The following is a 17,798-nucleotide window of genomic DNA, read 5'->3' on the forward strand; positions in this document are numbered from 1 at the left end:
GTTCCCGTCGCAGAAGATCCCGGTATCCAGGGCGGATACCGGGATCTTTCGCGACGGGAGCACCCGAGCCGGGCGGGGCGGAGGTCAGCCGATCGGGCGCGCGTCGAAGGCCGGGTACGCGATGGTCCTGGTCTGCGGTGCGCCCGACCCGCGCACGTGGGTCCTCACGGTGGCGGTTCCGGATGCCAGGGCGAGGCCCTCTGCACGGAAGGTCAGCGTGCCGGTGTCTCCCGCGGCCAGCTTCGCGATCCGCTCCGCGCCCAGCGGGGTGGTGACCCGCACGTCGGTCTCGCGTCGGCCGTCGCCCTGCACGCTCACCACGAGCGCTGCTCCCTCGCCTTCGCGTCGGGCCTGGACGGTCACGCCGTCCGATGTCTGAGCAGGGCCCGCATCGGGCCCGTCGAGGAGCAGGCCCCGGTAGATCCGAGGAGCGCCGTCGAGCGTGAGCTGCACCTGCCCGCCGGTCGAGGGGATATGCGCGGTGCGTCCGAAGGAATCGGTCTCCGTGACCACGGCGGTCGCCGGGAGGGACACCGACGTCTTCGTCGCCCACGGATCCTGCCAGATCTCGGGCTCAGGGAAGCGCCAGTCGACACGGGCGCCCTCGGTGTTCAAGACGTACCCGTCGGCACGGTTCCACAGCACGGCGAGCGGTCCGTCCGGAGTGGAGAACAAGAGTCCGTGGGTGGTGCCGTCGGCCAGATGCACCCAGCGCACGAACTCCGCCTCGTCCAGTGCGCGGGCCGCCGTCGCATAGGCGAGCAGAGACGGCTTGGGGCCGAGGTCGCGGTTCACGAGGCCGAAGTGGTACTCGGTGTCCTCCGGATCGGCCCCCATCGGACTGATCGTGTACGAGTCGAAGAACTGATACCAGCACACCGCGCGAACCCCCTCTGCCTTCGCGAGCGCCAGTGACAGCAGCACGTTCTCCGCCGCGTGCCGGTACGTGTCGTTCCACCATGCGTTCGGCCGCGTGCACGCGTAGGCCTCGGTGAGCCAGATCTCCTTCTCCCCGTACTCCGCCATCAGCTCCTTGAGCTGGCGCAGCCCGCCCAGGAAGTTCCAGTAGGTCCCCGTCGCCCCAGGACTCCACTCGCCTCCGTCGCCGGTGGGGATGAAGTCCGGCGTGAAGTTCCCCCGCCCGGGGTGGAACGCGATCCCGTCGACGAGGTCCCACCCGCCCGCGGCGTGGAAAGCCTCGAGCCACGGGCGGTCCATGCCGGCGAGGCCGTTGTTCATGAGCTGGAACGTCCCGCCCTGCGCTGCGCGGGCCGCGTGCACTGGCTTGAGCACCCGCTCCACGTACCCGGGCGCGGCATCGCCGGTGTTGAAGGGCCGGTTGAGCTCGTTGCCGATCTCGAACCAGGACGCGCCCGCCGCGGTCGCCGTGGTGCAGCTCGACGACGCCCATGAGACCAGGGCCGCATCGGATGCCGTGAGGTCGGGCTGCAGTTCGAGGTTGTGGTCCATGCCCCTGGCGTCGTATGCCGAGGGCGGCAGTCCCGGACCGCCGTCGTAGGCGATGCGCACCCACTGGATGCCGATCTTCTGCCAGAGGTCGAGCGTCGCCTGCTCTCCGGCGTTCAGCAGCCAGGGGTAGTTGGCGATGCCGAACATGCTCGCCGACCCGGCCGTGTACGAGAACGGAGCGAGCGCGGCGAGCGTGGTCCTGGCGAATGCGGTGTCGCCCGAAGGGGAGTCGACCGCTGCCTCGAGCAGGACCATGCCCTGGGCGTCCAGCGGAACCGTGATCGTCGCGTCGGCGGTGGACAGCGCGGCGACGGTGAGGGCCGTCGTGCCGGACGACACGGTCGTCCCCTGATCGGTCCGCGCCCACCACGACAGCGTGACGACGTCAGCCGTCTCCGTGGCGTTCGTGACGGTCACGTTCACCGCGGCATCCCCTGCGGCATCCCAGATGTTGTACGGACGCGCGGTGGAGAGCTCCACGGCGATGCCGTCGCCTCGCCCGATCGCGGCCCCCGAAGCGGGGCGCGCCTCGGTCAGGATCAGGCTCGCCCTGGTCACCGCGGTCGTCGCGTCGATCTGAGTGCCGGGGGCGTGCACCCAGGTCGACGTGGTCCAGGCCTTGCGCGAGGAGTCCAGCAGGAGGAGACCGTGCCCCGATGCCCAGGACGACCGGTACACGACACCGGTCGGCTCCTCGTAGGGGATGCCTCCGGCGGGGTCGCGCCTCCACTCCGAGGTGGGGATGTACTCGTCAGGGCCCGTCGGCGCGTTGACGGCGCGGCTGAACATGAATCCGGCCGGGTTGAGGGTCGTGGTGCCCGAGACGGTCCACTCGAGGTGGACCTGGGCGGTCTGCACCGTGATGAGAGCGGAGACGACCGCGCCCCCCGCACTCGCCGGCATCGTGTAGTCCATGCGGATCGCCGACTGGCCGTTCGAGGTGATGAGCGTCGGGGTCCCGCCGGTGGAGGTCTGGATGCCGTGGACGGTGTCCTTCGTCTGGAATCGGGAACCCGCCATGAGGAGGGCGCCGTTCGCGGCGTGCACCGCGATGCGGCCGCCCACCGATGCGACCACGCGGATGCCGTCGGCGGTGAGCGTCACGTCACCGGCGGCGGCCGTGGCGGAGACGGTGCTCGGCGGGAGCACGACGAGCGCTCCCGCGAGGAGTCCGGCGCCGAGGAAGTGGCGGCGGGACAGGGTGAGGTGCAGAGGATCAGGGGACATCATCGTCCTTCCGTGATGATAGGGATTATCAGAGCACTATGCACCGGACGTCACTTCCTGCACAAGAGCTTGACAAGCATTCGCCCGTTTCTGTTATCGTCGTGTCAGGATTCTGATAATCCGAACTATCAGGAGAGGTCGATGACGACGAACAAGAACGGGCGAGTCACGCAGCGAGAGATCGCGAAGATCGCCGGAGTGAGCCAGGCGACCGTGTCGATGGTGCTCAACGACAAGGACTACTCCAACGTCCGCATCCCCGCGGCGACGAGGGAGCGCGTGATGCGGGCGATCGAGCAGACCACGTACGTGGCGGACCCCGCCGCGCGCCGGCTGGCAGGCCTCGACAACAAGATCCTCGGGATCTTCACCTACGAACCCGCGCTGTCGGCGGAGAGCATGGACTTCTACGGTCCCCTGCTCAACGGCATCGAGCGGGCGGCCGAACGACTGAGCTGCGACCTGCTCTTCTTCACCGCCTCCCCGCTCGTCGACGGCTCGCGCAGCCTCTTCCACAAGAACACCCGGTTCCGCCTCGCCGACGGCTGCCTGCTGCTCGGACAGCAGATGAACAGCGCAGAACTGGCCCGTCTCGTCGCCGAGGACTTCCCGTTCGTCGCCATCGGGCGCAGGGACGAGCCCGACGTTCCCTACGTGGGAATCGACTACCTCTCCCTCACCGGCGGGATCATCCGCCGACTCGACGAGCGCGGCCATGAGCGCGCCGTCTACCTCCACCGAGGAACCATCGCGCCGGCGGCCGTAGACCGTCGATCGGGGATCGCCCAGGCCGCATCGGGGCTCCGCATCGCGGTCACCTCCGTCGATGTCAGCGGGCTCGACCGCCAGACGATCGCCCGCCGGGTCATCGAGGCCGACGTCACCGCGGTGATCGCGGAGGACGCGTTCCTCGCCGAGGCGGCCGCGGACGCGCTCCGAGAAGCCGCACCGGATGCCGCGCACAGCTACGTGGCGCTCGCCGACGTCGCCGGGCACTCGATCGACGGCGCCGCGCTCAGCGGATTCGATCTGCGCCGCGAAGCCGTCGCCTCGCGGGCGCTCTCCCTGCTGCAGGACATCGTGCTCGCCGAACCGGATGAGCAGGCCGACCTTCAGAAGCAGGTGCTCCTCGCGGGCGAGCTCGTCGACGGGGCGACGCTCCGAGAGGTGCGCCGGTGACCCGTCTGGACACCGACGTCCTCATCGTCGGAGGAGGGCTCGGCGGCGTGGCCGCGGCGCTCTCCTCGCTGCGCCGGGGCCAGCGCGTCGTGCTCACCGAGCAGTACGCCTGGCTCGGGGGCCAGCTCACCTCGCAGATCGTCCCTCCCGACGAGTCCTACTGGGTCGAGCAGTTCGGGATCACCGCCTCATATCGCGCGCTGCGCGACGGCATCCGCGACCACTACCGCCGGCACTACCCGCTCACCGAGACGGCACGGGCCGCACGCGATCTCAACCCCGGTCTGGGCAGGGTCAGCCGGCTCTGCCACGAACCGAGGGTCGCCCTCGCCGTCATCGAATCGATGCTGGCGCCGTACCGCGCCAGCGGGAGACTCACGGTGCTGCAGCCCGCCATCCCGGTCGCGGCGTCGGTCGACGGAGCCGTCGTCACGTCGGTGACCGTCGACCACGCCGGTGCGCGGCACGAGATCGCGGCATCCTACGTCCTCGACGCCACCGAGACCGGTGACCTCCTCCCGCTCACGGGCGCCGAGTACGTGGTCGGCGCAGAGTCGCGTGCCGACACGGGTGAGCCGAGCGCTGCAGAGACCGCAGACCCCCGGAACGTGCAGGCCATCACCTGGTGCTTCGCCTTCGATCACGAGGAGGGCGCAGACCACACCATCGCCCGACCGGACGGGTACGAGCGCTTCCGGCGGATGCAGCCGGACTTCTGGGGTGCACCGCTGCTGTCCTTCACCGCACCGGATCCGCGCACCCTCGAACCGATCACCCGGACCATGCGCGTGAACCCGCCGCTCGACGAGCGGACGGCAGTGGATCAGCGCACGGATGCCGGAGACCGCGACCTCTGGGAGTTTCGTCGCATTCTCGCCAGGGAGAACTTCACCGAGGGCTTCCTCGACAGCGATGTCGTCGTCGCGAACTGGCCGATGCTCGACTATCTCGACGGCTCCGTCATCGACGACCCGCAGGCGGAGATCCACCGGGAAGGCGCCAAGGAGCTCGCCCGCTCCTACGTCTACTGGCTCCAGACGGAGGCCCCGCGCCCCGACGGAGGCACAGGGTTCCCCGGCCTCCGGCTGCGCCCCGACGTCGCCGGAACCGACGACGGCTTCGCGCAGGCGCCGTACATCCGCGAGTCCCGGCGCATCGTCGCGAAGAGGACGATCGTCGAGCAGGACATCTCCGTGCGACTGCGCGGACACGGCGGCCCCGCCCGATTCGACGACACCGTCGGCGTCGGCATGTACCGCATCGACATCCACCCCTCGACCGGAGGGGACAACTACATCGACGTCGAGTGCGCGCCCTTCGAGATCCCCCTCGGCGCGCTGATACCCGTGCGGATGCGCAACCTGCTCCCCGCTGCGAAGAACATCGGCACCACCCACATCACGAACGGCGCCTACCGGCTGCATCCCGTGGAGTGGAACATCGGCGAATCCGCCGGCGAGCTCGCGGCGTTCTGCGCCGAGCGCGGACTCGCCCCGAGCGACGTCGCCGGCGACGGTCAGCTCGTCGCCGAGCTCCAGTCCCGCCTCGTCGAGGCGGGCATCGAGATCCACTGGCCCGAGATCATCGGCTACTAGAGAAGAGAAGAGCATGACATCAGCAAAGAAGCTGGGTGCGGCCGCTGCGGTGGCCGCGCTGGGCCTGACTCTGGCGGGGTGCGGAGCATCCGCTCCCGAACCCGTCGAGACCACCGCGGCTCCGGGCAGCGTGGACCTGCGCATGTCGGTGTGGACGTCGAACGAGGACCAGCTCGCGCTGTTCGACGAGATCGCCGACGCCTACAAGGCCGATCACCCGGAGATCGGGACGATCACCTACGAGTCCCTGCCGTTCGCGGACTACAACACCACGCTCACGACCCAGATCGCGGGCGGCAACGCACCTGACCTGGCGTGGATGGGCGACCTGTCGCGCGACCTGATCGACGCCGACGCGCTCGTGCCCCTCACCGACGTCCTGAAAGGCACGAAGGGGTGGGGATACGACGATCTCCTGGACAGCGTGACGGCGGAGTTCAGCGCTGACGGCGAGCTCTATGCCTACCCGTTCTCGAACTCCCCGTTCGCTCTCTATGTCAACAAGGACCTCCTGGCTCAGGCCGGAGTCACCCTCGACGCCGACCCCACCTGGGCGGACGTCAGCGAACTCGGCGCCGCCGTGCACAAGGCCACGGGCAGAGCCGGCTTCGTGATCCGCGACTTCGACTACGCCAACTGGGGGCAGCTCGCCACGGTGTGGACCGGGTGGGGAGCGAGCGCGTGGAGCGAAGACGGCGCCACCTGCACGTTCGACAGCCCGGAGATGGTGGAGGCGTTCACCTTCCTGCACGACGCCGCCTTCGTCGACCAGTCGATGCCGGGCCCCGGCACCACCGCGGACTTCTTCGCCGGTGATGCGGCGTTCACCGTCGCCCAGGTCTCCCGCGCGGCTCTGCTCGACGACTCGTTCGCCTACGACGTGATTCCCCTGCCGAACGGGCCCGAGGGGGACTACTCGGTGATCGGCCAGGCCGGTGTGGGCGTGCTCTCCTCGAGCGCGCACGTGCAGGAGGCGACGGACTTCCTCGCCTTCCTCACCGACCCCGAGAACGCCGAGAAGCTCGCCCAGTACTTCCCGCCGCCCCGCGAGTCCCTCCTCACGGGCGAGAAGCTCGCCGCTAACAACCCGAAGCTCGCCGCCGAGCAGCTGCAGACCGTGGTGGTCGATCAGCTGCCCGACGCGGTGACGCTGCCGAACCACACCGGTCCCGCCGAGATCAAAGCGGCAGGCAAGACCGCGCTCGACGCGATGTGGACAGCCGACGCGGATGTGAAGGCCGTGCTCGGCGCGACCTGCGACGCACTCGCGCCGCTGCTGTCGAAGTGACCGCTGCCGACACCGTGGCCGGGTCCCGGGGAGCGCACGCGCCCCGGGACCTGCACCGCCCGTTCTGGACGACGAGGCGCCGCGACCAGCTCACGGGCTACCTCTTCATCGCGCCTCAGCTGGCCGGGGTCGTGCTCTTCGTGCTCGTGCCCGTCGGCCTCGGCATCTGGTACAGCCTGAACGAGTGGAACATCTTCCGCGGCGAGCTCACCTTCGTCGGCGGGGACAACTACGCAGCGCTGCTGAGCGACCCGCAGCTGCCGGCCGTGCTCGGCGCGACCGGGATCTTCTCGATCGGCATCGTCGTGTTGAACATCGCGCTCGGGCTCGGTCTCGCCGTCCTGTTGAACAGGCGCTTCCGCGGGGTCACCTTCTTCCGCACGATCTTCTTCTCACCCGTCGTGGTGTCGGTGGTCGCCTGGACTTTGGTCTGGGGCTTCTTGCTGCAGGACAACGGCGGTATCAACGGGCTGCTGGCCGTCTTCGGCATCGACGGTCCCAACTGGCTGCTGTCGGGAGACACGGCGATGATCTCGGTGATCGTCACGCAGGTCATCCGCAGCGTCGGCGTCAACATGGTGCTCTTCCTCGCCGCGCTCCAAGGGGTGCCGTCCGAGCTGTACGAAGCGGCCCGCATCGACGGCGCAGGGCCGGGGCGCATCTTCTTCCGGATCACCCTGCCCCTGATCTCGCCGACCCTCATGCTCACGGCGGTGATCACGATCGTCGGCGCCCTGCAGGCGTTCGCCAACGTCGCGGTGCTCACCGGGGGAGGCCCGGGGCTGTCGACGACCGTGCTCGTCTACTACGTGTTCCAGCAGGCCTTCGAGTTCAACGACATCGGCTACGGGTCGACGCTCGCGCTCATGCTGCTGACGTTCGTGATGCTGCTGACGCTTCTGCAGTGGCAGCTGCGGAGGAAGTGGGTGTTCTATGAAGACTGAGGCCCGAACCCGCAGCGAGGGCCGCGGCATCCGTCAGGTGATCCTGTTCGCGGCGCTGATCGTCCTCGCCATCCCCTTTGCGATCCCGACGATCTGGATGATCACGTCGTCGTTCAAGCCCCTGGCGGAGATCTTCCGTTCTCCGCCCTCGCTCTTCGCGGAGAATCCGACCTTCGCCGCCTACGCCGAGGCGTTCACGTTCCAGCCCTTCGCGCGGCAGTACTTCAACAGCGTGTACATCGCCGTCGTCGTCACGGCGGTCGTCATGGTCGTGTCGAGCCTCGCCGGTTACGCCTTCGCGCGCATTCGCTTCCGAGGGGCGAACGCGCTGTTCCTCGTCGTGCTCGTCGGGCTCCTCGTGCCGGGGGAGGTGACGATCGTGCCGCTGTTCCAGATGTTCAAGGGCTGGGGGATGATCAACACCCACTGGCCCCTGATCCTGGTGACGGCGCTCGCGGCGCCGTGCGTGCTCGCGACCTTCATCATGCGGCAGTTCTTCCTGTCGCTGCCGGTCGAGCTCGAGGAGGCCGCGCGGATCGACGGACTGGGCAGGCCTGCGATCTGGTGGCGGATCTGCCTTCCGCTCTCCAAGCCCGCGCTCTCGGCCGTCGCCATCCTCACCTTCCTGGCGTCGTGGAACCTCTACCTGGAGCCGACCGTCTACCTGACCTCTCCCGAGCTGTTCACGCTCCCGCAGGCGTTGACGCGGTACACCGACGCCTACGGCGGGCAGATGTGGAACACGCAGCTCGCGGCGGCGACGATGACCGTGGTGCCGATGCTGATCGTGTTCGTCGTGGCGCAGCGTCAGTTCGTCGAGGGTCTCGCCCACTCGGGCCTCAAGGGCTGAGGCAAGTCTGAGGCGCTCCCGTCGCAGAAGATCCCGGTATCCAGGGCGGATACCGGGATCTTTCGCGACGGGAACACCCGGGCGGGGTGGGGGTCAGCTGCGAGCCCGCAGTGCGGCGCGCACTCGGGCCACGAGCTCGTCGGGAGTGCGGAAGAGGGCGGCGGTCACCTCGATCACGATCCACCCGGCAGCGCGCAGCGCCGCGATGCGCTCGACATCGGCGGCATAGCGATCACGGTGCAGCATCCCGTGATACTCGATCGCGACCTTGCGCTCGGGGTAGGCGAGATCGACGCAGGCGAGGAAACGGCCAGCGCCGTCGTACACGTCGTGGTTGAGCTCGGGCTCGGGGAGACCCGCGAGCACGAGGTGGCAGCGTACGGCGGATTCCCGAGGCGACCAGGAATCCGTGCGAATCAACTCGATCGCCTGGCGGAGTCGACGGATGCCGACACGGCGGCCCGAGTCGACCGCGAAGCGCAGCTCGTCCGGAGTCGCGATCGACGGCATGCCTGCGTTCGGGCGGCCGGGGCCAGGGCGCCAGGCTCGGCAGAAGTAGTCTCCGAGCGCCACGAGATCGAGCAGCGCGAGTCCGCCGAGGCCGGCCCACGTGCTCGCGGCGGTCGTCGCGGGCATGCCGTCGATCACCGTGACGGCGGATGTGGCTGCCCGTGCGCGATGCGCCGCGACACCTCGGGTCCTGACGAGAGGCGCAGCGCCGAGGCCGCTCACGTGCACGGGGATCTCCTCGCCCGTCGCGAGCCGCGGCCCGATGCGGGCAAGGGGGAGAGGGGCGCGCCAGAGTGCTGCCGCGGTCTCATGAGAGAAGAACTGCCCAGGGCGAAGCCGCGGCGCATACTCGCGTGCTCGGCGGCGGCGCTGCTCCGCCTGCGCCTCGAACGGATCGTCGGACTCCTCGCCATGCTCATGCAGGCGTCGTGCGCGCACCCCGTGGAACGGGGCGCGGAGGTCACTGCGCCCGAGACGCTCACGGCTCACTCCTGCAGCGAGAGCCTCCGATACGGGGAAGACGTTCCCCAGTCCGTCCGGTAACCCCCGCGGTGCGCGCATCCGAGAACTGTCGCACGACCTGGGTCCGAGCATCCGCCGTTATCCACACCCGGCACTCCCGTCGCAGAAGATCCCGGTATCCAGGGCGGATACCGGGATCTTTCGCGACGGGAGCACCCGGGCGGGGCGGGGTCAGCTGCCGGCGGGGCGGAGGCGCAACTGCGCCATGCCGCCGTCGACCTCGATGAAGGTGCCGGTGGTCGAGCCCGCGGCGGGGGAGACGAGGTACGCGACGGCGGCGGCGACCTCGTCGGGGCTGACCAGGCGTCCGTGCGGCTGTCGGGCCTCCAGGGCCGCGCGTTCGGCGGCGGGATCGGATGCCGAGTCCAGCAGCCGCCCGACCCACGGGGTGTCGGCGGTACCGGGGTTGACGGCGTTCACGCGGATGCCCTCGCGCAGGTGATCGGCCGCCATGGCGCGGGTGAGGGCCGAGACGGCGCCCTTCGAGGCGCTGTAGAGGGCGCGCTGCGGGAGGCCGGTGGTGGAGGCGATGGATGCCGTGTTGCAGACCGCCGCGGCGGGCGACTGCCGCAGCCACGGCAGCGCCGCCGACGTCACCCTGGCGATGCCGGTGACGTTGATCGACAGCACGCGCGCCCACTCGTCGTCGTCGTTCGCGGTGATGTCGCCCTGTGCGCCGATGCCGGCGTTGTTCACGACGATGTCGATGCGGCCGAAGCGCTCGGCGACGGCGGCGACGGCGGCATCCACCGATGCGCGGTCGGAGACGTCGGCGGTGAACGCGGCGAACGCGGCATCGGCCCCCGACGTGTCGCGGTCGAGCACGGCGATGTGCGCGCCCTCGGCGTGCAGGCGGCGGGCGATGGCCGCTCCGATGCCCGACGCCCCGCCCGTGACGATCGCGACGAGTCCGCTCATGCCGGATCCGTGCGTTTCGTCTCGCTCCGCTCGCTCAACGACCGTGTCGATGCTCACTTCTGTGCCTCCCATGCCACGAACTCCTGGCGCTGGTGCCCGAGTCCTTCGATCTCGATGTCCACGACGTCTCCGGCCCTCAGGTAGGGGAACTTCCCGCCGAACGCCACGCCCTGCGGGGTGCCGGTGAGGATGAGGTCGCCGGGCTCCAGGGTCACGTACTGCGACAGGTGGTGCACGATGACGCGCACGTCGAAGATCATGTCGTCGGTGTTCGAGTCCTGGCGCGGCTCGCCGTTGACCCAGCTGCGCAGGCGCAGGCGATCGACCTCGACCTCGTCGGGGGTGACCAGCCACGGACCCGTGGGGTTGAAGCCGGGGGCGATCTTGCCCTTCGACCACTGCCCGCCGGAGACCTCCATCTGGTACGCCCGCTCGGAGACGTCGTTGGCGGTGACGTAGCCGGCGATGTGCGCGTCGGCCTCCTCGGGGGAGTCGAGGTAGGACGCGCGGGCGCCGATCACGATGCCGAGCTCGACCTCCCAGTCGGTCTTCTCGCTGCCACGAGGGATCGTCACCGCATCGTTCGGGCCGACCACGGTGTTGGGGGTCTTCAGGAACATGATCGGGATGGTCGGCGGCTCCGACCCGGACTCGCGTGCGTGCGCGGCGTAGTTCTGGCCGATGCAGATCACGGCGCTGGGGCGCGCGATCGGGGCGCCGATGCGCTGCTCCGCGGCGTCCGCCAGCTCGGGGAGCTCACCGGCGGCCAGGGCCGTCGCGACGCGGTCGCGGAAGTCGGAGGCGAGGAAATCCCCGTTCACATCGGATGTCACTGGGCGGAGGTCGAGGTAGCGGTCGCCGTCTACGAGGACGGGGATCTCTGCACCGGGGGCGCCAAGCCGCGCGAACTTCATGGTTCTCCTGAGTCGTCGGTGTTCGTCTGTCGCGGTCACCGGATGACCGCCTGTCTCGTTGACAGTATAGACATCGGATGTTTACACTCCAAGAGGTCGGTGCGAGAAGTCCGACCCGTGAGAGGAACCCCGTGAGCCGTATCGTCGCCCTCGACACCACCGACATCCGCTTCCCGACGTCCCTGAGCCTGGACGGCTCGGACGCGATGAATCCCGACCCCGACTACTCGGCCGCGTACGTGATCGTGCGGACGGATGCCGAGGACGGCATCGAGGGGCACGCCTTCGTCTTCACGATCGGCCGCGGCAACGACGTGCAGGTCGCGGCGATCGACGCGCTGGCCGGACACCTCGTCGGCCGGGAGCTCGAGCCGCTGCTCGACGACATGGGCGGCACCTTCCGCGAGATCATCGGCGACTCGCAGCTGCGCTGGCTCGGCCCCGAGAAGGGCGTCATGCACATGGCCATCGGCGCGGTCGTCAACGCGCTGTGGGACATCAAGGCCAAGCGCGCGGGGCTCCCGCTGTGGCAGCTCCTCGCCCGGATGACGCCGGAGGAGCTCGTCGACCTGGTCGACTTCCGCTACCTCACGAACGCGCTGACCCGCGACGATGCGCTGGAGATCCTCCGCGCCGCCGAGCCCGGCCGCGCCGCGCGCGAGGCGGAGCTGCTCGCCACCGGCTACCCCGGCTACACGACGAGCCCCGGCTGGCTCGGCTACTCCGACGAGAAGCTCGAACGGCTCGCTCGCGAGGCCATGGCCGACGGCTTCACGCAGATCAAGCTCAAGGTCGGCGCCGATCTCGACGACGACATCCGCCGCTTCCGCAAGGCCCGTGAGGTGTGCGGGCCGGACTTCTCGATCGCGATCGATGCGAACCAGCGCTGGGAGGTGTCGGAGGCGATCGAGTGGGTGAACGCGCTCGCCGAGTTCCGCCCCGCCTGGATCGAGGAGCCCACGAGCCCCGACGACATCCTCGGCCACGCGGAGATTGCCCGCGGGGTCGCGCCGATCCGCGTCGCGACGGGCGAGCACGCCCAGAACCGCATGATCTTCAAACAGCTCCTGCAGGCGGAGGCGATCCAGGTCATGCAGATCGACGCCGTGCGCGTCGCCGGCGTGAACGAGAACATCGCGAACCTGCTGCTGGCCGCGAAGTTCGGCGTGCCGGTGTGCCCGCACGCCGGCGGCGTCGGTCTGTGCGAGGCCGTGCAGCACCTGTCGATGTTCGACTTCGTCGCCATCACCGGCACGCGCGAGGGCCGCATGATCGAGTTCGTCGACCACCTGCACGAGCACTTCGTCACCCCGACCGACATCAGGGGCGGTTCGTACATGCCCCCGATCGCGCCGGGCACCGGCATGGAGATGAAGGCCGACAGCATCATCGACTACACCTGGAGGGGTGAGCATGTCGTCGTCGCCTGAGCAGACCGTGCCGCCGCTCGGCTACGGTGCGGCCAACGTCGGCAACCTCTTCCGTCCGCTGACGGATGACGAGGCCTGGGCCGTGCTCGACGCGGCGTGGGATGCCGGCATCCGCCACTACGACACCGCCCCGCACTACGGGCTCGGCCTCTCCGAGCGTCGACTCGGCGCGTTCCTGCGCACCAAGCCGCGGGAGGAGTACTTCCTCTCCACGAAGGTCGGCCGGCTGCTGCGCCCGAACCCCGACCACGAGCACGGCGGGCTCGACACGGCGAACGACTTCCACGTGCCCGACGACGTGCGCCGCGTCTGGGACTTCTCGGCCGACGGCATCCGCTCCTCGCTCGCCGAGTCCCGCGAGCGTCTGGGCATCGAGCGCATCGACCTGCTGTACCTGCACGATCCGGAGCGCAACGACCTCGACCTCGCGCTCGCCGAGGCCCTGCCCGCGCTGGAGCAGCTGCGCGCCGACGGCGAGGTCGCCCAGATCGGCATCGGATCCATGGTGACGGATGCGCTCGCCGCCGCCGTGCGCGGAGCCGACCTCGACCTGATCATGGTCGCCGGCCGCTACACGCTGCTCGAACAGCCCGCCGCCGCCGACGTGCTGCCGGCGTGCCGCGAGAGGGGCACCGGCATCGTCGCGGCATCCGTCTTCAACTCCGGCCTGCTCGCGCAGAGCGAGCCGCGCAGGGACGGACGCTACGAGTACGGGCAGCTCCCCGAGGAGCTGTGGGAGCGCCTCGTGCGGATCGCCGCGATCTGCGCCGACCACGATGTGCCGCTGCCGGCGGCGGCGCTGCAGTTCCCCCTGCAGTCGGACGTCGTGCGCGCCGTCGTCGTGGGCGGCAGCCGTCCGGCTCAGCTCGCGCAGAACGCCGAGTACGCGGCGCTGGAGATCCCGGCCTCGCTCTGGCAGACTCTGGCCGCCGAGGCTCTCGTCCCGGCCTGACCACCCCACCCGTCCGATCCGAGGAGACGCACCGTGCTCGAAGGCATCCACCCCCTGCTCACCGGCGAGCTGCTGCTGCACCTCGACCGGATGGGGCACTCCGACTCCGTCGTCGTCGCCGACGCGCACTTCCCGGCGTGGGCGCTGGGGGAGCGGGTGATCGATCTGCCGGGCACCACCACGCCCGAGGTCGTCGCCGCGATCCGCACGGTGCTCCCTCTCGACGACGCCCCCGGCATCGACCTGATGGCCTCGGCCGACGGCGAGGTGCTCGACGTGCAGCATCAGCTCATGGCGGCTGCGGGGACGGATGCCGGCTCCACCGCCTTCGTCGAGCGATTCGCGTACTACGGGGTGGCGAAGGCCGCGTACCTCATGGTCCGCACCGGAGAGACCCGCAAGTACGGCAACGCGCTGCTGCGCAAGGGCGTCGTGGGGCACCCCTCCGCCTGAACGCACAGGCCCTTGAAGTCGGCGGTCGCGGCGAGAAGACTGTCTGCGTCCGCACGGCGAAAGGGAGCATCATGGCGCACGGAGACATCACCCACATCGACATCCCGGTCACCGACCTGACCGCGGCGTCCGGGTTCTACTCGGCGCTGTTCGGCTGGCAGATCGCCGAGCCGCCCGGGTTCGAGGGCTACCCCATGTGGCAGGCGCCCAACGGCATCTCGGGCGGCGGGCTGGCCCCGCGCAGCGAGGGCTTCACGCAGCCGCGCTCGTACGTCGAGGTCGACTCGATCGACGACACGGTCGCCGCCGCGCTCGCCGCCGGGGGATCGGTCGCGATGGAGAAGCAGCCCATCACCGACACCAGCGCGTGGGCGGTCGTCGTCGACCCCGACGGCAACCACATTGGCCTCTTCGAGGGCGTCGTCGGCATGTAGCCGGCGCGACGGCGCTCGCTCAGCGGTCGGGTGCGGGGTCCTGCGCCTCCCACTCGGCGACCAGCTGCGGCATCCGCTCGGCCATGAACCGGAGGAAGCCCGACATCTGCGCGGCGCGCTCGGCCGAGACCTCCTCGTCGCCGAGCTCGGCGCCGATCCGGTCGACGTGCTCCGCGAGGCGGCGGTAGACGGGGATGTTGCCGATGATGACCGAGTGGAAGCCGTCGGGTGCGAGGTCGTAGCGGTCGCGGCGGTGCCCGGCCGTGGGCAGCCGACGCACGAAGTGCGCGTCCTGCAGGTAGCGCACGGCCCCCGACACGGCGGCGGCCGACACCCCGAGGCGATCGGCGAGGTCGGCGGCCGTGTACCCGCCGTCCGGGGCTGCGACGAGCGCCATCATGACGCGCGCGGGCATGCGCGGCATCCCCGCCGCCGTCATCATCGCGGCCGCCTGCTCTGCGGCGTCCTGTCCCCGGTGTTCCATGTGCTCCCCAGGTTATCCGTCGGCCGCGAGCTCGCGGCGCCTCATGAGGGTCAGTGCCCCGCCGCCGGCGACCGCGACCGCAGCCACGAGCCACCAGAGCCCGCGGAGGTCGACGTCCCCGTTCGAGACCACGGGGGTCACGGCGATCGGCGAGAGGTCGGTGGCCCACTCCGGCATCCCGAACAGCGGTCCGAACATGCCGAGGATGCTGGCGACGCCGATGAGCGCCCATCCGACGCCGAGCGTGGCCCGCGGCAGCACGACGAAGACCAGGGCCGTGATCGCGGTGAACACGGATGCCGCGACGAACTGCCCCAGCCCGGTCACGGTGACCACGCGGTACAGCGCGCTCGCGCCTCCGTTCGCGGCGATCCCGAGGTACGCCGTGGCCATGGCGGCCGCGATGACGAGCGCGACGGCGCACGTGGCGACGATCGCGTAGTCGGCGAACCACCGCACGCGCCCGACCGCGGCCGCGAGCACCGACTCGGCCGTGCCGTGGGCCTCCTCCTGACGGGCGCGGACGATCGTCTGCACGGCCGCGCACGCGGCGAGGATGCCGAGCATGGTGAAGAAGACGGTGATCACGGCCTCGTCGAGGTTCCCCGCCCTGGCGATCTTCTCGAGGATCTGCGCGACCGCCGGATTCTCGCCGGCGACCTGACCGGCGAGCGACGACAGGGTGGTGGCGAGGATGCCGGTGAGCGCTCCGCCGATCGTCCAGCCGAGCACCGACCCCCACGACAGCCGCCAGACCAGCGCGTGCGGAGACGACAGGGCCGCCGTGGCGTTCGCGCGGCCGTTGCGCTCCGCGATGAAGCTCGCGCCCATGTCGCGGGCCGACTGCAGCAGCGTCGCGGCGGCGGCGAGGAGGAGTCCGAACCCCAGCGCGAGCACCGCGGGCCAGGGGTAGTCGGCATCGTAGGGACGGGTCTGCTCGGCCCAGCCGAACGGCGAGAGCCACACGAGCCAGGAGCTCTCGATGCGGGTGAGGTCGTCGCTGGGGGTCCCCGCGACGTTGCCGATCCCGCGGAGCAGGAAGGTCGCCACGAGCACCCATACGGTCAGCGAGTTCGCGCCGCGCGAGGTGCGCATGAGCTGCGCGGCGACGAGGCCGATGCCGAGGAAGGCGACCCCGGTGGCGCCGGCCGCCGCTCCCGTGAGCAGGGAGCCGCCGGCATCCATCCCCGCCGCGATCAGCGCGAGTGCCGTGAGCAGCGCGAGCACGAGGTTCGCGGCGAGGCCGTGCACGATCGTCGCGACCGTGGGCAGGGTGCGTCCGGCCGACGTGGCGGCGACGAGCTCGCTGCGCCCCGCCTCCTCGTCGCCGCGGGTGTGTCGCACGGCGAGGAACGTGCTCATGAGCGCCGCGAGCATCGCCAGCCACGGGAGGTCCTCGAAGGCCAGGAAGGCGCCCACGGACGTGTCAGACGGGAGACCCCGGAACATCAGGATCACCGGGTTCGCCATCACAGCCGTGAGCACCTCCTGCCGGTCGGCGACCGTGCTGTACGACTGCGTGACGCCGCCGTAGCCGGCGTACGCGAGGAGGACCGCGCCGAGGATCCACAGCGTCAGCTGCAGCCAGTCCCGGCGCAGGCGCTGGCGGAGGAGGGGGATCATGATCGCGCGCTCCTCCGGGTGCGGGCCGGGGCCGCGGCATCCGCGTCGCCCGCGGCACCCGCCACGTCGTCCCCGTAGTGGCGGAGGAACAGCTCCTCCAGAGACGGCGGTTCGATGCGGAGACCGGTGACCGCCCGCTGGGCGAGCACGGGGAGGACGGAGGCGACGTCATCGCTGTCGACCGTGAACCTCGCGCGTCCGTCGGCGAACGACGGGTCATGGGCGGAGGGGATGCCGTCGGCCGCCGCGGCATCCGTCGCCGTGAACGACACCTCGGTGCGGGTGAGATGACGCAGCTCTGCCAGCGTTCCGGACTCCACCACGCGCCCCGCGCGGATGATCGAGACGCGGTCGCACAGCAGCTCGACCTCCGACAGGATGTGACTCGACAGCAGCACGGTGGCCCCGGCATCCCGCACCCTGGCGACCTCCTCGCGGAAGACGACCTCCATCAGGGGGTCGAGGCCGCTCGTCGGTTCGTCGAGGATGTACAGGTCGGCCGGCACCGTGAACGCCGAGATCAGTGCCACCTTCTGCCTGTTGCCCTTGGAGTAGGCGCGACCCTTCTTGCGCGGGTCGAACTGGAACGCGGTCTCGAGGCGCTCGCGATCGCTCCGGTAGACGGCACCGCGGGTGTCGGCGCCGCGCAGGCGGCTGAGCAGGTCGATGGCCTCGCCGCCCGAGAGGTTGGGCCACACGCTGACGTCACCAGGCACATAGGCGATGCGGCGGTGCAGGTCGGTCGCGTCCCGCCAGGGGTCGCTTCCGAGGACGGATGCCGTACCCCCGGTCTTGCGCGCGAGGCCGAGGAGGATGCGGATGGTGGTCGTCTTGCCCGCGCCGTTCGGGCCGAGGAAGCCGTGCACCTGGCCCGCGGTGACGGAGAGGTCGAGGCCGTCGAGAGCGTGCACGCGGCCGTAGTGCTTGGTGAGGCCGCTCGTGCGGATCACTGTGTCCATGAGCGGCACGCTACGCCGATTTCAGAAGTTTGTGAAGAGTGTGAAG

Annotated in this window: 16 protein-coding genes; 9 read left to right on the forward strand and 7 right to left on the reverse strand. The window is 70.2% G+C overall.

Annotated elements, in window-relative coordinates; translation table 11 throughout:
- Window positions 1-84: 84 nt before the first annotated feature.
- Window positions 85-2,697 (reverse strand): hypothetical protein, encoded by a 2,613-nt coding sequence (locus LC438_RS02750; protein ID WP_223585767.1) that lies wholly within the window; start codon window positions 2,695-2,697, stop codon window positions 85-87.
- A gap of 141 nt (window positions 2,698-2,838) precedes the next feature.
- Between LC438_RS02750 and LC438_RS02755 the strand changes: the two genes are divergently transcribed.
- Genes LC438_RS02755 through LC438_RS02775 form a run of 5 tightly spaced genes read left to right on the forward strand, consistent with a single transcriptional unit; the run spans window position 2,839 to window position 8,553 of the window.
- Window positions 2,839-3,876: a LacI family DNA-binding transcriptional regulator gene (locus tag LC438_RS02755; protein WP_223585768.1), complete on the forward strand. Its 1,038-nt coding sequence runs from the start codon at window positions 2,839-2,841 to the stop codon at window positions 3,874-3,876.
- Entirely contained in the window at window positions 3,873-5,471 is a 1,599-nt protein-coding gene (locus LC438_RS02760) for an FAD-dependent oxidoreductase (RefSeq protein WP_219844604.1), read from the forward strand. The genes LC438_RS02755 and LC438_RS02760 overlap by 4 nt, the downstream gene beginning before the upstream one ends.
- Before the next feature lie 13 nt (window positions 5,472-5,484).
- Window positions 5,485-6,759, forward strand: a complete 1,275-nt coding sequence (locus tag LC438_RS02765; protein ID WP_105674191.1) for a sugar ABC transporter substrate-binding protein — start codon at window positions 5,485-5,487, stop codon at window positions 6,757-6,759.
- Entirely contained in the window at window positions 6,756-7,703 is a 948-nt protein-coding gene (locus LC438_RS02770; protein ID WP_223585769.1) for a carbohydrate ABC transporter permease, read from the forward strand. Before LC438_RS02765 ends, LC438_RS02770 begins: the two co-directional genes overlap by 4 nt.
- On the forward strand, window positions 7,693-8,553 hold the full coding sequence (locus LC438_RS02775) for a carbohydrate ABC transporter permease (protein ID WP_223585770.1): 861 nt from the start codon (window positions 7,693-7,695) through the stop codon (window positions 8,551-8,553). The genes LC438_RS02770 and LC438_RS02775 overlap by 11 nt, the downstream gene beginning before the upstream one ends.
- 93 nt (window positions 8,554-8,646) lie before the next feature.
- On the opposite strand, the gene LC438_RS02780 is transcribed toward LC438_RS02775, so the two are convergent.
- The 3 genes from LC438_RS02780 to LC438_RS02790 form a co-directional block, all read right to left on the reverse strand.
- Window positions 8,647-9,624: a hypothetical protein gene (locus tag LC438_RS02780; RefSeq protein WP_223585771.1), complete on the reverse strand. Its 978-nt coding sequence runs from the start codon at window positions 9,622-9,624 to the stop codon at window positions 8,647-8,649.
- A gap of 132 nt (window positions 9,625-9,756) precedes the next feature.
- On the reverse strand, window positions 9,757-10,503 hold the full coding sequence (locus LC438_RS02785; RefSeq protein WP_223585772.1) for an SDR family NAD(P)-dependent oxidoreductase: 747 nt from the start codon (window positions 10,501-10,503) through the stop codon (window positions 9,757-9,759).
- Window positions 10,504-10,556: 53 nt separating this feature from the next.
- Window positions 10,557-11,417, reverse strand: coding sequence for a fumarylacetoacetate hydrolase family protein (locus tag LC438_RS02790; protein WP_223585773.1), 861 nt, complete (start codon window positions 11,415-11,417; stop codon window positions 10,557-10,559).
- Window positions 11,418-11,548: 131 nt separating this feature from the next.
- Between LC438_RS02790 and LC438_RS02795 the strand changes: the two genes are divergently transcribed.
- From LC438_RS02795 to LC438_RS02810, 4 genes are all read left to right on the forward strand, one after another.
- The gene (locus LC438_RS02795; RefSeq protein WP_223585774.1) at window positions 11,549-12,847 is read left to right on the forward strand and encodes an L-fuconate dehydratase; all 1,299 of its coding nucleotides are present in this window, start codon (window positions 11,549-11,551) and stop codon (window positions 12,845-12,847) included.
- Complete coding sequence (locus tag LC438_RS02800; RefSeq protein ID WP_223585775.1) at window positions 12,831-13,799, forward strand: aldo/keto reductase; 969 nt, start codon at window positions 12,831-12,833, stop codon at window positions 13,797-13,799. Before LC438_RS02795 ends, LC438_RS02800 begins: the two co-directional genes overlap by 17 nt.
- Before the next feature lie 33 nt (window positions 13,800-13,832).
- Entirely contained in the window at window positions 13,833-14,252 is a 420-nt protein-coding gene (locus LC438_RS02805) for an RbsD/FucU family protein (RefSeq protein WP_105677105.1), read from the forward strand.
- Window positions 14,253-14,323: 71 nt separating this feature from the next.
- Window positions 14,324-14,686, forward strand: a complete 363-nt coding sequence (locus LC438_RS02810; RefSeq protein ID WP_105677103.1) for a VOC family protein — start codon at window positions 14,324-14,326, stop codon at window positions 14,684-14,686.
- A gap of 19 nt (window positions 14,687-14,705) precedes the next feature.
- Here LC438_RS02810 and LC438_RS02815 read toward each other — a convergent pair whose 3' ends face one another.
- The 3 genes from LC438_RS02815 to LC438_RS02825 are packed head-to-tail and all read right to left on the reverse strand — an operon-like array spanning window position 14,706 to window position 17,752.
- A complete protein-coding gene (locus LC438_RS02815; RefSeq protein ID WP_105677102.1) occupies window positions 14,706-15,170 on the reverse strand; it encodes a GbsR/MarR family transcriptional regulator in 465 nt (154 codons plus the stop codon).
- A gap of 12 nt (window positions 15,171-15,182) precedes the next feature.
- A complete protein-coding gene (locus LC438_RS02820; protein ID WP_223585776.1) occupies window positions 15,183-16,793 on the reverse strand; it encodes an ABC transporter permease in 1,611 nt (536 codons plus the stop codon).
- Window positions 16,790-17,752, reverse strand: coding sequence for an ABC transporter ATP-binding protein (locus LC438_RS02825; RefSeq protein WP_223585777.1), 963 nt, complete (start codon window positions 17,750-17,752; stop codon window positions 16,790-16,792). Before LC438_RS02825 ends, LC438_RS02820 begins: the two co-directional genes overlap by 4 nt.
- Window positions 17,753-17,798 lie beyond the last annotated feature (46 nt).

This window comes from Microbacterium sp. OVT16B (assembly GCF_019969705.1).
In the GTDB taxonomy this organism is placed as follows: domain Bacteria; phylum Actinomycetota; class Actinomycetes; order Actinomycetales; family Microbacteriaceae; genus Microbacterium; species Microbacterium natoriense.